Annotated in this window: 12 protein-coding genes; 3 read left to right on the forward strand and 9 right to left on the reverse strand. The window is 72.7% G+C overall.

Annotated features, from left to right (window positions below; translation table 11 throughout):
* Positions 1 to 8: 8 nt before the first annotated feature.
* Entirely contained in the window at positions 9 to 1,409 is a 1,401-nt protein-coding gene (locus QIS99_RS09155) for an aminotransferase class III-fold pyridoxal phosphate-dependent enzyme (RefSeq protein ID WP_282512214.1), read from the reverse strand.
* 508 nt (positions 1,410 to 1,917) lie between these two features.
* Between QIS99_RS09155 and QIS99_RS09160 the strand changes: the two genes are divergently transcribed.
* Both QIS99_RS09160 and QIS99_RS09165 read left to right on the forward strand, forming a co-directional pair.
* A complete protein-coding gene (locus QIS99_RS09160) occupies positions 1,918 to 3,153 on the forward strand; it encodes a trypsin-like serine peptidase (RefSeq protein ID WP_282512216.1) in 1,236 nt (411 codons plus the stop codon).
* A 250-nt stretch (positions 3,154 to 3,403) separates the two neighbouring features.
* On the forward strand, positions 3,404 to 4,603 hold the full coding sequence (locus tag QIS99_RS09165; protein ID WP_282512218.1) for a trypsin-like serine peptidase: 1,200 nt from the start codon (positions 3,404 to 3,406) through the stop codon (positions 4,601 to 4,603).
* A 150-nt stretch (positions 4,604 to 4,753) separates the two neighbouring features.
* Here the strand turns inward: QIS99_RS09165 and hflX are convergent, their stop codons facing one another.
* The 6 genes from hflX to miaA form a co-directional block, all read right to left on the reverse strand.
* The gene (gene hflX / locus QIS99_RS09170; RefSeq protein WP_282512220.1) at positions 4,754 to 6,271 is read right to left on the reverse strand and encodes a GTPase HflX; all 1,518 of its coding nucleotides are present in this window, start codon (positions 6,269 to 6,271) and stop codon (positions 4,754 to 4,756) included.
* Positions 6,272 to 6,443: 172 nt separating this feature from the next.
* Positions 6,444 to 8,024, reverse strand: a complete 1,581-nt coding sequence (locus tag QIS99_RS09175) for a M1 family metallopeptidase (protein WP_282512222.1) — start codon at positions 8,022 to 8,024, stop codon at positions 6,444 to 6,446.
* Positions 8,025 to 8,353: 329 nt separating this feature from the next.
* The gene (locus QIS99_RS09180; protein ID WP_282512224.1) at positions 8,354 to 10,543 is read right to left on the reverse strand and encodes a RelA/SpoT family protein; all 2,190 of its coding nucleotides are present in this window, start codon (positions 10,541 to 10,543) and stop codon (positions 8,354 to 8,356) included.
* A 142-nt stretch (positions 10,544 to 10,685) separates the two neighbouring features.
* Positions 10,686 to 11,570: a diaminopimelate epimerase gene (dapF, locus tag QIS99_RS09185; RefSeq protein ID WP_282512226.1), complete on the reverse strand. Its 885-nt coding sequence runs from the start codon at positions 11,568 to 11,570 to the stop codon at positions 10,686 to 10,688.
* A 133-nt stretch (positions 11,571 to 11,703) separates the two neighbouring features.
* Positions 11,704 to 12,327: a hypothetical protein gene (locus tag QIS99_RS09190; RefSeq protein ID WP_408909510.1), complete on the reverse strand. Its 624-nt coding sequence runs from the start codon at positions 12,325 to 12,327 to the stop codon at positions 11,704 to 11,706.
* A gap of 101 nt (positions 12,328 to 12,428) precedes the next feature.
* Complete coding sequence (miaA, locus tag QIS99_RS09195) at positions 12,429 to 13,367, reverse strand: tRNA (adenosine(37)-N6)-dimethylallyltransferase MiaA (protein WP_282512228.1); 939 nt, start codon at positions 13,365 to 13,367, stop codon at positions 12,429 to 12,431.
* A 133-nt stretch (positions 13,368 to 13,500) separates the two neighbouring features.
* Here miaA and QIS99_RS09200 point away from each other — a divergent pair, with 133 nt between their 5' ends.
* Positions 13,501 to 13,818, forward strand: a complete 318-nt coding sequence (locus tag QIS99_RS09200; RefSeq protein WP_282512230.1) for an antitoxin — start codon at positions 13,501 to 13,503, stop codon at positions 13,816 to 13,818.
* Positions 13,819 to 13,834: 16 nt separating this feature from the next.
* Here QIS99_RS09200 and QIS99_RS09205 read toward each other — a convergent pair whose 3' ends face one another.
* Positions 13,835 to 14,554 (reverse strand): class III extradiol dioxygenase subunit B-like domain-containing protein, encoded by a 720-nt coding sequence (locus QIS99_RS09205; RefSeq protein WP_282512231.1) that lies wholly within the window; start codon positions 14,552 to 14,554, stop codon positions 13,835 to 13,837.
* 223 nt (positions 14,555 to 14,777) lie between these two features.
* Entirely contained in the window at positions 14,778 to 16,295 is a 1,518-nt protein-coding gene (gene miaB / locus QIS99_RS09210) for a tRNA (N6-isopentenyl adenosine(37)-C2)-methylthiotransferase MiaB (RefSeq protein ID WP_408909513.1), read from the reverse strand.
* Between the last annotated feature and the right edge of the window lie 86 nt (positions 16,296 to 16,381).

The raw sequence follows: 16,381 nt of genomic DNA on the forward strand, positions 1-16,381 counted from the left end.
GCGGGGCTCTACTGCCGGGCGGATTCCGGGTGTTGGGACTTGAGTACGCAGGTCAGCGCGGACGAGAACCGGTCGAGCACCGCGTCGGCCTGGTCGTCGGTGAGGGTCAGGGGCGGCAGCAGGCGCACGACGCCCGAGCGGCGGCCGCCGGACTCGACGATGAGGCCGCGGTCCAGGCAGGCGCGCTGCACGGCGGCCGCGAGCCGGGGCGCGGGGGGCGGCGGCCCGGGGCGCGCGGCACCGCGCCGCGCGCCCTCCGGGTCGACCAGCTCGACGCCGATCATCAGGCCCCTGCCCCGCACCTCGCCGATCTGCGGCTGGTCGGCGGCGAGCGCGCGGAGCCGGGCGAGCATGCGGGCGCCGAGTGCGGCGGCGCGGTCGGCGAGGCGGTGGCGGCGGACGTGGGCGAGGGTGGCGGCGCCCGCGGCCATGGCGAGCTGGTTGCCGCGGAAGGCGCCCGCGGGCGCGGCGGGCTCCCCGGCGTCGAGGTCGTCGCGGTAGACGACGACGGCGAGCGGGAGGCTGCCGCCGATGGCCTGGGACAGCACCATCACATCGGGCACGATCCCGCTGTGCTCGACGGCCCAGAACGCGCCGGTGCGGCCGACACCGGTCTGCGCCTCGTCGGCGATCAGGGGGATCGAGCGGGCCGCGGTGACCTCCCGCATCCGGCGCAGCCACGCGTCCGGCGCGGGCAGCACGCCGCCCTCGCCCTGCACCGGCTCGACGATCATCCCGGCGGGCCGCGGCTCCCCCGCCCCCGCGTCGTCGAGCAGCGACTCGGCCCAGCGGGCGGCCAGTCCGGCGCCCTCGGGCCCGCCGACGCCGAAGGGGCAGCGGTAGTCCTGCGGGTAGGGCAGCCGCGTCACCTGTACGTCACCGGCGAGCGCGCCCTGGGCCGTGGAGCGGGCGGCGCCCGTGAACGAGAGCAGCCCACGGTGTCCGGTGGCCGTGCGGACCAGTTTCAGGGCGGTCGCCACCGCGTCCGTGCGGGCCGGGCCGCAGAACCGCACGCGGGCCCGGGCGGCCAGGGCGGGCGGCAGCGTCGCGAGGAGCTCGGCGACGAAGGCATCCTTGACGGGGGTCGCGAGGTCCAGGGCGTGCAGCGGAGCGCCCGAGTCCAGGACCTTCCGGACCGCCTCCAGAACCACGGGGTGGTGGTGGCCGAGCGCGAGGGACCCGGCGCCGGACCGGCAGTCCAAGTACCGCCGCCCGTCGGCCCCTTCGATGGTCAGGCCGCGGGCGCGGACCGGCACGATCGGCAGCGAGCGGGCGTACGTACGGGCCTTCGGCTCGCGCGGCGAGGGGCCCCGCAGGACGGCCTCGGTCCGGGCGGCCCGGCCGGCGGGCTGCCCGAACGGGGCGGCGGGCGGCGCCGGGTGCGGCGGCGCAGGCTCGGTGACGGCCACGACTGTGTGTCCTCCCGCTGTGCGTCGGTGGGTTGGGCGGTCGGCCGCCCGGAGCCGAGGGGGCACCGCCGGACGCGTGTCCCCCGTACGTACCAACGACGTCGGGTGCGGGGGATCACGCCCGGCCGGAAGATCCTTGCCAAAAGAAAACCTTCGCGTACGGAACCGGTATCAAACCGGAAGTTCCGCCTCAACTCCCCCGCGTTCCGGCCCGCGGATGACAGCCTGGGGGCCGGGCCGTGACAGAACCGTTGCGGCCCCGTCGGTCGTCCCCGATCGCACCGGCATAGTGTGGGGTGCTCGATCGTCGCGCCCGCTCCGCGCCGGTCCACAACTGCACATGTGAACTGCACCTTCCGGTCAACGGAGGCCCCTTGGCCCGCCCTTCGGGCGTTCGGCCGGGCGGTTTCGTGCGTCTGCGTGCGAGGTCGTACGCCGCACTACGAGTCGCCGGTTTCCGGGGGAAGTTCACCAAGTCCGACAGAAGAAAAATAGGGGGATTCTCGCGATGCGACCCATACGTCCGCTCTTCGCCGCTCGCCGAGGGAGTGTGCGCCGCACGTCCTCGGTGCTCGCGTTCTCGGCCGCGCTCGCCCTGACGGCCACGGCCTGCGGCCCCGGCGAGGACAACGCCGACGGCAAGCCCACCGCGTCCGCGACGGCCGACGGCGGCAGCGCCGACGGCAGCGGCGGCGGCGGGGGCAAGATCGAGATCCCGGACGACATCAAGGACCGGCTCAAGGAGCACGGGATCGACGTCGACAAGTGGCGCAACGGCGAGTGGAAGAACTGGGACAAGGACAAGTGGCTGCGCGAGGCCGAGGACTTCGTCAACCCGATCATCGAGGACTTCTGGAACCCTGACCGGATGCGGGACGCCGACAAGCGCCCCGACAAGCCGGTCGACAACGACATCTCGGGCGACCAGGGCAAGACGGACCCGACTCCGGCGCCGGTCGACGCCGAGGAGATCGCGACGCCGTACCGCGACAACTCCCCCGCCACCGGCAAGCTCGTCTTCGAGACGCCCGAGGGCTCCGCGCAGTGCTCCGCCACCGTGGTGAAGGACCCGGCCAACCCCGGCAAGTCCAACATGGTGTGGACGGCCGGCCACTGCGTGCACGCGGGCAAGGAGGGCGGCTGGTACCGCAACATCGCCTTCGTCCCGTCGTACAACAACGAGGGCAAGTCCGCCGAGCAGCTGGAGCAGGAGAAGCCGACGCGCGAGGAGATCGCGCCGTACGGCATCTGGTGGAGCGACTGGGCCAAGACGTCCGACGAATGGATCGCGCAGGGCGCCAAGACCGGCGGCGCCGGTGCTCCGTACGACTTCGCCGTGATGCACATGCAGCCCGAGAAGGGCGGCGCGAAGTCCCTGGAGGAGACCGTCGGCGCCGCGCTGCCGGTCGAGTTCAACGCCCCGGCCGTGCCGAAGATCGACGCCATCAAGGCGACGGGCTACCCGGCGGCGCCGCCGTTCGACGGTCAGCGTGAGTTCTCCTGCACCGACAAGCCCGGCCGGCTCTCACTCACCAAGACCCAGCCCACGATGTACCGCATCGGCTGCACCATGACCGGCGGTTCCTCCGGCGGCGGCTGGGTGGCCAAGGGCCAGGACGGCAAGCCGGCCCTGGTCTCCAACACCTCCATCGGCCCGGTCACCGCGGGCTGGCTCGCGGGCCCGCGCCTCGGCAAGGAGGCCAAGGCCATCTACGACCAGGTCAGCCAGAAGTTCGCCGGCTGATCTGGCGTTCCTGCCGCACCTGCCGCTGAATCCGCCGCCGCCGGCTGCCGGCGAGGGCGCCAACCCGCCCTCGCCCGAAGGCGGTTGACGGACAGCGCACCCGCGGTACGCCGCTCCCGGGCCCCTCCCGGGAGCGGCACCGTGCGGGCCCCGTGGTCCGCCGCCTCTTCCCCTTCCCAGGCACACCGCTGTCCCCAGCTCACCGCTGTCCCCAGCTCACCGCTCACACACCCATCGGGGGTTCCGAACCATGCGACCCATACGTCCGGCCCTGGCCGCGGCCTCGCTCGCCGTGGCCCTGGCGCTGACCGCCACCGCCTGCGAGTCGGGCGGCGACCCCAAGGCCGACGCCAAGCCCACCAAGTCCGACGCGCAGGAAGGCGGTTCGGGCGCGGACGAGGCCCAACTGCCCGACAACCTCGACGACATCGCCGACCGGCTCAAGGAGCACGGCATCGACGTCGACAAGTGGAAGGACGGCGAGTGGAAGAACTGGGACAAGGACAAGTGGCTGCGTGAGGCGAAGGACTTCGCCAACCCGGTCATCGAGGGCCTGTGGGACGCGGACCGGATGAAGTCCGCGAAGTCGCCCAGCCAGACCATCTCCAGCAAGGCCGCAGCGAGCAATGAGGGCGTCACCGACCCGGAGCCCCGCCCGGTCCGCGCCGAGCCGGAGCGCACGCCGTACTACAAGTACGCGGCCCCGGTCGGCAAGATCTTCTTCGACACCCCCGAGGGCACCGCGGTCTGCTCCGGCACGGTCGTGAAGGACCCGCGCAACCCCGGCAAGTCCAACCTCGTGTGGACCGCGGGTCACTGCGTGCACGCCGGCCAGAAGGGCGGCTGGTACCGGAACATCGTCTTCACCCCGGCCTACAACCACAAGGGCCTGTCCGCCCGCGCCCTGGAGAGCGCAGAACCGCAGGACCGCGCCCCGTACGGCCAGTTCTGGGCGGACTGGATCTCCACGTCCGGCGAGTGGATCAACGGCACCACGGCCGCGAGCCCCGAGGGCGGCTCGTACGAGTACGACTACGCGGTGCTGCACGTGAAGCCGGAGCGCGGCACCAAGTCCTTGGAGGAGACCGTCGGCGCCGCGCTGCCCGTGGACTTCTCCTCGCCGTCCCCCAAGTCCGTGGACGCGATGGGCGCCTGGGGCTACCCGCAGGCCCCGCCGTACGACGGTGCGCTGATGCACAAGTGCATCGACCGGCCCGGCCGGCTCTCGCTCGCCCCGGACGCGCCCACGATGTACCGCATCGGCTGCACCATGACCGCCGGTTCCTCCGGCGGCGGCTGGTTCCGTGAGACCGGCAACGGCGAGCTCGCCCTGGTCTCCAACACCTCGATCGGCCCGGCCGGTTCGAACGGCTGGCTCGCGGGCCCGCAGCTGGGCGACGGCGCGAAGCGCGTCTTCGACACGATGAGCAGGAAGTACGGCAGCCAGTAGGCGCGTACGACACGCGAAGGCCCGCCCCCTGGAAGCGCCGGTCGGGGGCGGGCCTTCGTGCGTACTCCTTGCGGCCTGTGAGCGGCCGCGGCTCAGTGCTCCGGGGGACGACCCCGCGGCTCAGTGCTCCGCGGGGGACGCCCCCTCGGCTCAGTGCTCCGCGGGGACGAACCGGGCCAGCTCCGAGGCGAGTTCGCCGTGCACCCGCGCCTTGAGCAGCGTGCCCTCCGGGAGGTGCTCCTCGGAGATCACCTCGCCCTCGGCGTGCGCGCGGGCGACGAGCCCGCCCTGCGTGTACGGGAGCAGCGCCTCGATCTCGATCTCCGGGCGGGGCAGTTCGGCGTCGATGAGCCCGAGCAGCTCCTCGATGCCGTCGCCCGTGCGGGCCGAGACCGCGATGGCGTGCCGCTCGGCGCGCAGCAGCCGCTGCAGCACCAGCGGGTCGGCCGCGTCCGCCTTGTTGACCACGACGATCTCGGGGACATCCGTCGCGCCGACGTCCCTGATCACCTCGCGCACGGCGGCCAGCTGCTCCTCCGGCACGGGGTGCGAGCCGTCGACCACGTGCAGGATCAGGTCGGAGTCGCCGACCTCCTCCATCGTGGAGCGGAACGCCTCGACCAGGTGGTGAGGCAGGTGGCGCACGAACCCGACCGTGTCGGCCAGGGTGTAGAGCCGCCCGCTCGGGGTCTCCGCGCGGCGGACGGTGGGGTCGAGGGTGGCGAACAGCGCGTTCTCCACCAGGACGCCCGCGCCCGTCAGGCGGTTGAGCAGCGAGGACTTGCCGGCGTTGGTGTAGCCGGCGATGGCGACCGAGGGCACCTTGTTCCTGCGCCGCTCCTGGCGCTTGATGTCGCGGCCGGTCTTCATCGCCGCGATCTCCCGGCGCATCTTCGCCATCTTCTCGCGGATCCGACGCCGGTCGGTCTCGATCTTGGTCTCACCGGGACCACGGGTGGCCATGCCACCGCCGGAGCCGGACGAGCCACCGCCACCCATCTGCCGGGACAGCGACTGACCCCAGCCGCGGAGCCTCGGCAGCATGTACTGCATCTGCGCGAGGGCGACCTGCGCCTTGCCCTCTCGGGACTTGGCGTGCTGGGCGAAGATGTCGAGGATCAGGGCGGTGCGGTCTACCACCTTGACCTTGACGACGTCTTCGAGGTGGATGAGCTGGCCGGGGCTGAGCTCACCGTCGCAGACCACCGTGTCGGCGCCGGTCTCCAGGACGACGTTCCGCAGCTCCTGCGCCTTGCCCGAGCCGATGTACGTGGCCGGGTCGGGCTTGTCCCGGCGCTGGATGACGCCGTCGAGCACGAGGGCGCCCGCGGTCTCGGCGAGGGCGGCGAGCTCCGCGAGGGAGTTCTCGGCGTCGTGCACGGTGCCCGAGGTCCACACGCCGACGAGCACGACCCGCTCCAGGCGGAGCTGGCGGTACTCGACCTCGGTGACGTCCTCCAGCTCGGTGGAGAGGCCCGCCACACGACGCAGAGCCGCACGCTCGGAGCGGTCCAGCTGCTCGCCGTCCCGCGCTCCGTCGATCTCGTGGCTCCAGGCGACGTCCTCTTCCATCAGGGCATCGGCCCGAAATCCTTCGGGGAGGTTCTGCGCGGTGCTCTGGTTCTGGCGGTCCTGCGCGTCCTGGGAAGGGGAAGAAGAGGAGGTCATTGGATCCTTACGTCGTTGGGAAGGGGGAGTCGCCCTGAGCGGGCGGTCCTCGTAGGAGTCAACGTGCGGACGGCCTCGGAGATTCCCGTCCGGCCGCGCCGCCGACCTGTCGATGGTCTCACGGCACGCCCCGTCTCGGCACCCGAGTTTTCCGGGGGCGGTCCGGGGGCGGTCATGCGCTGGGGCCGTGGGCTTGGGCTTGGGCTTGGGCTTGGGCGCGGGCGTGGCTGTGACTGTGGGCGTGGCTGTGGGCGTGGGCGGGTGCGACGGTGCGCGTGCCGGGCTTGCTCTCGGCGGTCGGGGCGGCGGACTTCCAGTCCGGGTGGCCGGGCATCGGTGGCGTCTTCTCGCCGTACAGCCAGGCCTTGAGGAAGCCGCTCAGGTCGCGGCCGGCGATCGCCGAGGCGAGGCGGGTGAAGTCCGCGGTGGTCGCGGTGGAGTCCGCGTGCCGCCGGACCCAGGCGCGCTCCAGGCGCTCGAAGGCGGCGTGCCCGATCTCCTGGCGCAGCGCGTACAGGACGAGGGCGCTGCCGTCGTAGACGACCGGGCGGAACAGGCTGATCTTCTTGCCGGGTTCGGGGGCCTTGGGCCGGGCGGGCGGGCCGCCGGCGGCGCGCCAGCCGTCGGAGAGGCGGTAGGCCTCCTTCATCCGCTTCGCCATCGGGTGCTTGCCCTTGCCGTGCTGCTCCGCGTACAGCGCCTCGTACCAGGTCGCGTGCCCCTCGTTGAGCCACAGGTCGGACCAGGTGCGGGGGCTGACGCTGTTGCCGAACCACTGGTGGGCCAGTTCGTGGACCATGATCGCGTCGACGTACCAGCTCGGGTACTCGGGCCGGGTGAAGAGCCGGCGCTCGAACAGCGACAGGGTCTGGGTCTCCAGCTCGAAGCCCGTGGTGGCGTCGGCGACCAGCACCCCGTACGTGTCGAAGGGGTAGCGGCCGACCTTCTTCTCCATCCAGGCGATCTGGCCGGGGGTCTTCTTCAGCCACGGTTCGAGCTTCTTGCGGTCCTTGCTCGGCACGACGTCCCGCACCGGCAGCCCGTGTGGGCCCCTGCGGTGCAGGACGGCCGAGCGGCCGATGCTGACCTGTGCGAGTTCGGTGGCCATCGGATGGGTGGTGCGGTACGTCCAGGTGGTGCTCCGCGCGCCCGCGCGGCGTCCGGTCGGCAGGCCGTTGGCGACGGCGGTCAGATGTTTGGGCGCGGTGATCCGGAAGGTGAAGTACGCCTTGTCGGAGGGGTGGTCGTTGCCGGGGAAGACGCGGTGGGCGGCGTCGGCCTGGTTGGCCATGGCGAGCCCGTCGCTCGTACGTACCCAGCCGCCGTCGGACTTGCCCGTCGGGTCGCTGGTGTGCCGCACGGTGATCCGCAGCGGGCTGCCCTGGACGACGGGGCGGGCGGGTGTGACGACGAGGTCCTCGCCGCTGCTCGCGTACTGTGCGCGGGCCCCGTTGACCTCGACGGAGCGGACCTTGCCCTGGGTGAAGTCGAGGTTGATCTGCTTCAGGTGGTCCGTGGCCCGCGCCTTCACGACGGTGACGGCGTCCAACGGCTCGCTGTTGTCGCCCCGGTAGACGAAGGAGATCTTGTACGCGGTGACGTCGTACCCGGGGTTGCCGAGGTGCGGGAAGAGGCGGTCGCCGATGCCGCGCGGGGCGGCGGGCGAGGGCGCGCTCGCTGCAAGCAGCGAGAGGGACACGGCGGTTGTGGTGGTGGCGAGGAGTGCGGCCCTGATGCGGCGCGAGAGCAACATGAACCACCGCTATCAGCACGGGCCTTGGTTCCCGTGCCGACGCGCGACCGGCCCACCCGAACGAGGTGTTCCGCCATCGGCCGCCGCGGCCGGGAGGCGGCGGCCGTGCTCGGCAGGTGGCGACGACGCTCAGGAAGCGGCCGCCGTGCTCAGGAGGCGCCCGGCGCGCTCAGGACGTGGCTGCCGTGCTCAGGAGGTGGCTGCCGTGCTCAGGAGGTGCCCGGCGCGTTCGGGACGTGGCTGCCGTGCTCAGGAGGCGCCCGGCGCGTTCGGGACGTGGCTGCCGTGCTCAGGAGGCGCCCGGCGCGTTCGGGACGTGGCTGCCGTGCTCAGGACGTGGCTGCCGCCGGCTCCTTGCCGCGCCCCACGTCGTACACCCCGGGCACCTTGCGCATGGCCCGCATCAGGCCGGGGAGCTGGGCGGCGTCGGGGAGTTGGAGCGTGTACGAGTGCCGGACGCGGCCCTGGACCGGGGGCTCGACAGTGGCCGAGATGATCGCGGCGCCCTCCAGGGCGATGGCCTCGGTGAGGTCGGCCAGCAGATGCGGGCGGCCGAAGGACTCGGCGATCAGCGTGACCCGGTACTCGGCGCTCTCGTCCGGCTGTGCCCAGTGCACCGGGACCGGCGCGCGCCCCGCGGCCGACATCCGCTCGACCGCCGGACACTCCGCGCGGTGCACGGTGACGGCGCCGCCGCGCACGGTGAAGCCGGTGACGGCGTCGGGCGGGACCGGTGTGCAGCAGCCGGCGAGACGGACCGTGGCGTTCGGCAGGTCGACCACGGCGTTGGCGGCGCCGGGACGCATCGCCTCCACGGTGAGCTGCGGCCGGGGCGCGGCGGCCGCGACCACCGGGCCCTCGGGGTGCGAGCTGAGCCAGCGCCCGATGGCGATGCGCGCGGCGGGCGTACGGGTGTGGTCCAGCCACTCCGCGTCGGGGCCGGAGCCGGTCTCGGCGGGTGCGAGCAGCACATGCACGGTGTCGCCGTCCCGCAGGACCGTACTGAGCGTCACCAGGCGGCCGTTGACCCGGGCGCCGATGCAGGCGTGGGCCTCCTCGCCGTACTGCGCGTAGGCGGCGTCGACGCAGCTGGCGCCGGCCGGGAGGCTGAGCGTGCCGCCACCCGTGCGGTAGACGGTGATCTCGCGGTCCTGGGACAGCTCTTCGCGCAGCGAGCTCCAGAAGGTGTCCGGGTCGGGGGCGGAGCGCTGCCAGTCGAGGAGGCGGGAGAGCCAGCCGGGGCGGGTGGGGTCGACGCGCTCGCCCTCGCCGCCGTCCTCGTCCGTGCCCGTGCCCGCGTCGTAGGGGTTGCCGAGGGCGACGACTCCGGCCTCGGCGACCTTGTGCATCTGGTGGGTGCGGATGAGGACTTCGGCGACCTCGCCGTCCCGGCGGGTGACCGCGGTGTGCAGCGATTGGTAGAGGTTGAACTTCGGGGTGGCGATGAAGTCCTTGAACTCGGAGATCACCGGGGTGAAGCAGGTGTGCAGTTCGCCCAGGACGCCGTAGCAGTCCGCGTCCTCGGTAACGAGGACCAGGAGGCGGCCGAAATCGGCGCCGCGCAGCTCGCCGCGTTTGATGCGCGAGCGGTGCACGGAGACGAAGTGCCGTGGCCTGATGTGGACTTCGGCGGCGATACCGGCCTCGCGGAGCACGCCGCGGAACTCCTCGGCGAACTCCCCGAGCGGGTCTCCGGCGGCGGCGTTCTCGGCGATGAGGGTGCGGGTCCGCGCGTACTCCTCGGGGTGGAGGATCGCGAAGACCAGGTCCTCCAGCTCGGACTTGAGGGCCTGGACGCCGAGGCGTTCGGCGAGCGGGATGAGGACGTCCCGGGTGACCTTGGCGATGCGGGCCTGTTTCTCGGGGCGCATCACGCCGAGCGTGCGCATGTTGTGCAGGCGGTCGGCGAGCTTGATGGACATCACGCGGACGTCGTTGCCGGTGGCGACGAGCATCTTGCGGAAGGTCTCCGGCTCGGCCGCCGCGCCGTAGTCCACCTTCTCCAGTTTGGTGACGCCGTCGACGATGAAGCAGACCTCCTGGCCGAACTCCTCGCGTACCTGATCGAGTGTCACCTCGGTGTCCTCGACGGTGTCGTGGAGCAGCGAGGCCGTCAACGTCGTTGTCTCGGCGCCGAGTTCGGCGAGGATCAGGGTCACGGCGAGGGGGTGCGTGATGTAGGGCTCGCCGCTCTTGCGCATCTGGCCGCGGTGCGAGGACTCGGCGAGGAGGTAGGCCCGGCGCAGCGGCTCCAGGTCGGCCTCGGGGTGGTGGGCGCGGTGGGCTTCGGCCACATGGCCGATCGCGTCCGGGAGGCGGCCGCGGGAGGGCGAGCCGAGGAGGGCGGCCAGACCGAGGCGGCGCAGGTCGATGCGCGCGCGGCCGCGCCTGCGGGGGTTCGCCGGGGGCGTGGAGGCCGCCGGGGCGGGCGTGGGCGGCTCCGCGGTGACGTGCTCGTGCACGGCCTCGCCGCTGTCCGGGGCGGTACGCGCCGCAGTCCTCGATCCGTCCGCACTCATGGGAACCTCCGGCAGCTCGACCGGCGGTCGGGGGCGGGGCGGCGGGTCCCCCCGTTGCCGGTGCTTGATGCTATCGAGCCCATCACGGCCCGCTCACCCCCTCTCGCCCAGAGTGAAACGGATCACCCATTCGAGCGAACGTTCACGCAATTCGGGTTTTGATCCACTCGGCGGTGATCTCGCCTTCGGCGACGATCACGGCTGGTCCTGTCATCTCGATCCCTCCGTCGGTCCGCTCGGTGATCACGAGGGTGCCGCCGGGCAGATCCACCGTGTACGTCGCGGGCTCGCCGGTGTCCGACGGGTTCAGGCCGTCCCGCCGGGCGGCGGCCACGGCGACCGCGCAGGCGCCGGTGCCGCAGGAGCGGGTCTCCCCCGAGCCGCGCTCGTGCACGCGCATGGCGACGTGGCGGGGGCCCCGGTCGACCACGAACTCCACGTTCACCCCCTCCGGGTAGACCGTGGCGGGGCTGGTGGGCGGGGCGGCGAAGAGGTTCCCCGCGTGTGCCAGGTCGGCCACGAAAGCCACGGCGTGCGGGTTGCCCATGTTCACGTTCACCGTGGGCCAGCTGCGCTCGCCGACGGTGACCGTGGCCTGCTCGGCGGGGAGCTCGGCGCGGCCCATGGAGACGGTGACGGCGCCCTCGCCGTGCGCGTCGGCCTTGGCGATGTGCACCTTCTTCACCCCGCCCCGGGTGGCGACGGCGAGGTCACCGGCCTTGATGTGACCGGCGTACTGGAGATAGCGGGCGAAGACGCGGACGCCGTTGCCGCACATCTCGGCGACGGAGCCGTCGCCGTTGCGGTAGTCCATGAACCACTCGGCCTCGTCCGCCAGGTGCCGGGCCTCGGGGTGGGCGGCGGAGCGCACGACGTGCAGCAGGCCGTCCCCGCCGATCCCCGCGCGCCGGTCGCACAGCGCGGCGACGGCCGTGGGGGTCAGCTCTACGGCGTTGTCCGGGTCGGGCACGATCACGAAGTCGTTCTCGGTGCCGTGGCCCTTGAGGAAGGCGGTCCGCGTGCTCATTCCTCGATGTTACGGCCTGCCGGACCAAGCCCTCGCCCGGCCTGTGGATAACTCTCATTCCGCTTCCGCCGCGGGTACGGACGGAGGGCTCGCGCGCACGGACGGCGTCGAGGCCGGAACCCGTACGCGCAGGTCAGCGCAGCCGGGCCACGCGCCACACGGCGAGCACCGCGAGACCGGCGACGACCACGGCGTACAGGGCGATCACGCGCCAGTCGGGGCGGCGGCCGGAGCCGCGGGCGGGCAGGCCGGGCCAGGTGTAGCCGACGCGGCGGGCGGCCATCGTGCCCCAGCCCGCGGCGCAGCTGCACAGCAGCAGCCCGAGCATCGCGACGACCGGGCCGCCCTCGCCGAACTCGAAGGCGAGCGGGAAGGCGAACATCAGGGAGCCGGTGGCGGCGAGGATCACGACGGGGGCGATCTGCCAGATCCGCAGCAGGCGCCGGGGCCGCAGCTCGACCTCGACTTCGGAGCCGGTCAGGCCGTCCGGTGCGTGCTCGTCCAGCTCGTCGGGGCCGTCCGCGACGACGCCGTCCGGGGTCGTGCGGAGGCTGTCGTCACGGGGACCGTCGTCATGGGGACCGTAATCACGGGGACCGTCGTCATGGGGACCGTAATCACGGGGACCGTCGTCATGGGGACCGTGGTCATGGTCATGGGGACCGTCGACGGGCGTGCGGGCAGCGTCAGGACCGTCGGAACCGAGCTGTCCCGGTTCCCCGTGTGCGGTGTTGCGAGGGCCGGCCTCCATCGCCACGCGCCCTCCCAACTCGGCTCCACTGGCTCGATCGAAGCTTGATGATGGCACGCCCCCGGGAGCCTGGATGACCGCCGGAGCGTCCCGATGCCATCACGTGATCAGGCTGTAACCGCTCGTTCGACCAACGCCAGGGCACGGGCCGGGAGTTCCCCGCGGTCCGCGGACGCGCCGCTGAGCCAGTGCACCCGCGGGTCCCGGCGGAACCAGGAGTCCTGGCGGCGCGCGAAGCGCTTGGTGGCGCGCACCGTCTCGGCGCGCGCCTCGTCCTCGGTGCACTCCCCCGCGAGCGCCGCGAGCACCTGCTGGTAGCCGAGCGCGCGGGAGGCCGTACGCCCCTCGCGCAGGCCCTGGCCCTCAAGGGTGCGCACCTCGTCGACGAGGCCGTCCGCCCACATCCGGTCGACGCGCGCGGCGATCCGCTCGTCCAGCTCGGGCCGCACCACGTCGACGCCGATCTGCACGGTGTCGTAGACGGAGTCGTGGCCGGGGAGGTTGGCGGTGAAGGGGCGGCCGGTGATCTCGATGACCTCCAGGGCGCGGACGATGCGGCGGCCGTTGCTCGGCAGGATCGCCCGGGCGGCCTCCGGGTCGGCGGCGGCGAGCCGCGCGTGCAGGGCGCCGGAGCCGCGCAGGGTCAGCTCGTACTCCAGGGCGGCGCGGACCTCCGGGTCGGTGCCGGGGAACTCCAACTGATCGACGGCGCCGCGGACGTAGAGCCCCGAGCCGCCGACGAGGACCGGCCAGCGGCCCGCGGCGAGCAGCCGGTCGATCTCCGCGCGGGCGAGCTTCTGGTACTCGGCGACGCTGGCCGCGACCGTGACGTCCCAGATGTCGAGCAGATGGTGCGGGATCCCGCCGCGCTCCTCGGGGGTGAGCTTGGCGGTGCCGATGTCCATGCCCCGGTACAGCTGCATCGAGTCGGCGTTGACGACCTCGCCGCCCAGTCGCTGGGCGAGGAAGACGCCGAGATCGGACTTGCCGGCCGCGGTGGGGCCGACGACGGCGATGACGCGGGGGGTGGTTGCTGCGCTGCTCACCGCCCCAGTCTCCCAAACCCGCGCGTGTGCTGGTTCCACGGGCGAAGCAATCCGCCGCTCCGGCCTACGCGCGTTTTCACCGGTACGGGTAGTTTGGAGGGGTTGGGCCGGTTATGGCGTGAGAGGTGAACCCATGAGCTTCCTGAACAAACTGAAGGACAGGCTCGCCCCGGCCAGGGACAAGGCCGCGGGCCTCGCCAAGGAGCACGGGGACAGGATCGACCACGGCCTGGACAAGGTCGCGCGGACGGTCGACCAGCGGACCAAGGGCAAGTACAGCGACAAGATCCAGTCCGGTACGGGCAAGGCCAAGGAGGGCCTGCACAAGTTCGCCGACAAGGGCGACGGGCCGGGCAGCGGGCCGGGCAGCGGGCCGGGCAGCAGTCCGGGCAGCGGGCCGGGCGACGGCACACCGGGGCCGGACGGCACCGGCACGCCTCCCAGGGGCTGAGAGTTCCGGCCCCTCCTTACGACCAGGCGGCCGCCAAGTACCCCACCCCGTAAGGCGCTTCGTCGTAAAGGAGCTCTCCGGTGAGACCGGCGCCCTCGGCCGCGCCCGCGAGGACCTGCCAGGGGGCGCGCCCCGCCGCCTTCAGCTCGTACGCGAGTTCCGGGTCGAGAGACGTCAGGGCGGCGACGTCGGCGGCGCCGAGTGCGCGGGCGGCCTCGGTGTCGAAGGCGGCCGCGCGTTCGTCGAGGTAGCCGGGGGCCTTGAGGGTGCGGCAGGCGCTGGCGTCGCCCATGACGAGGAGGGCCACACGCGCGCCCTGTGCGGCGAGTTCGCGTCCCGCCTCGACGCAGCGCTCGGTCGGCAGGGACACGCCCACGCCGAGCCCGGTGACGGGCGCGGACGACCAGGCGGCGCGCTCCAGAAGCCAGGCCCCGACGGCCAGGGACGCCGGGAGTTCCCGGTCGACGGGAGCGTCGGCGTCCCGGACGGGCCCCAGGTGGACGTCCAGGTCCACGCCGAAGCCGCGGAAGCTGCCGCGGGCGCCTTGCGGGTGCGTGCCGCGTCGGCTCTGCTCGGCCGGGCCGACGACGATCAGCCGGTCCGGACGGGCGGCGGCCAGTACGGCGACCGCGTCGGCACAGGCGGCACGGGCCTCGGCCAGTTCACCGGCGGCGCCCGCGGCGACCTCCGGCACTAGGAGCGGTGGACAGGGGCAGACGGCTGCGGCAACGAGCATGATCGGCAGGGTAGCTGGCGCGGTGTGCCGCCGCCCTTACCGGGAGACCGGTTCGTACGCATACCGGGAGACCTGTCCGTACGGATGCCGGGAGACCGGTTCGTACGCATACCGGGAGACCTGTCCGTACGGATGCCGGGAGACCGGTTCGTACGCATACCGGGAGACCTGTCCGTACGGATGCCGGAGACCAGTCCGTACGACGGCGGGGCTCCCGGGCCCGTCAGTCGCAGCCGCAGCCCGAAGGGGCCGGGGTGGCCTGCGGGGCGGGGGCGCCGATGGTCGGCAGGCCCAGCAGCACGCCCGCGGGCTTGGCGGCCGGGGCGGCGTTGCGCTTCTCCCAGGCGTCGCCCGCGCGCGTGCGGCGCACGTCGAGGACGGGGCCCTCGGCGAGCAGGTGGTGCGGGGCGGCGTAGGTGATCTCGACCGTGACGACGTCGCCGGGGCGGACCTCGGCGTCCGGCTTGGTGAAGTGCACCAGGCGGTTGTCGGGGGCGCGGCCGGAGAGGCGGTGCGTGGTGCCGTCCTTGCGGCCCTCGCCCTCGGCGACCATCAGCTCCAGCGTGCGGCCGACCTGCTTCTTGTTCTCCGACCAGGAGATCTCGTCCTGGAGGGCGACCAGTCGCTCGTACCGCTTCTGCACGGCCTCCTTGGGGATCTGGTCGTCCATCTCGGCGGCGGGCGTGCCCGGGCGCTTGGAGTACTGGAAGGTGAAGGCGTTCGCGAAGCGGGCCTCGCGGACGACGTGCATGGTCTGCTCGAAGTCCTCCTCGGTCTCGCCGGGGAAGCCCACGATGATGTCGGTGGAGATCGCCGCTTCCGGCATGGCGGCGCGGACCTTCTCGATGATGCCGAGGAAGCGCTCCTGGCGGTACGAGCGGCGCATCGCCTTGAGGACCGGGTCGGATCCGGACTGCAGCGGCATGTGCAGCTGGGGCATCACGTTCGGCGTCTCGGCCATCGCCGCGATCACGTCGTCGGTGAAGTCGCGCGGGTGCGGGGAGGTGAAGCGGACCCGCTCCAGGCCCTCGATCTGCCCGCACGCGCGGAGCAGCTTGCTGAACGCCTCGCGGTCGCCGATGTCCGAGCCGTACGCGTTGACGTTCTGGCCGAGCAGGGTGATCTCGGAGACGCCCTCGGCGACCAGGGCCTCGATCTCGGCGAGGATGTCGCCGGTCCTGCGGTCCTTCTCCTTGCCGCGCAGCGCGGGCACGATGCAGAAGGTGCAGGTGTTGTTGCAGCCCACGGAGATCGACACCCAGGCGGCGTACGCGCTCTCGCGCCGCGTCGGCAGCGTGGACGGGAAGGCCTCCAGGGACTCGGCGATCTCGACCTGCGCCTCGTCCTGGACGCGGGCGCGCTCCAGGAGGACGGGGAGCTTGCCGATGTTGTGCGTGCCGAAGACGACGTCGACCCAGGGGGCCTTCTTGACGATGGTCTCGCGGTCCTTCTGCGCGAGGCAGCCGCCGACGGCGATCTGCATCCCCGGGCGCTTGGTCTTCATCGGGGCGAGCCGGCCGAGGTTGCCGTAGAGCCGGTTGTCGGCGTTCTCGCGCACCGCGCAGGTGTTGAACACCACGACGTCGGCCTCGCCCTCGGCGGTGCCCTCGGGCGCCCTCACGTACCCGGCGTCCTCGAGCAGACCGGAGAGCCGCTCCGAGTCGTGGACGTTCATCTGGCACCCGTAGGTACGCACTTCGTACGTCTTCAGATCGCCCACTGCTCCACCTGCTGCCTCGATACCGCTCACCCGACCAGGGTAAGGGGTGCGCTCGCGGGACCGGGACGGCGAGCGGGCGGGCGGGCCGGCGGGAGCGCGCGGATCTG

Origin of the sequence: Streptomyces solicavernae, from assembly GCF_029968095.1 — a bacterium.
Classification (GTDB): Bacteria; Actinomycetota; Actinomycetes; order Streptomycetales; family Streptomycetaceae; genus Streptomyces; species Streptomyces solicavernae.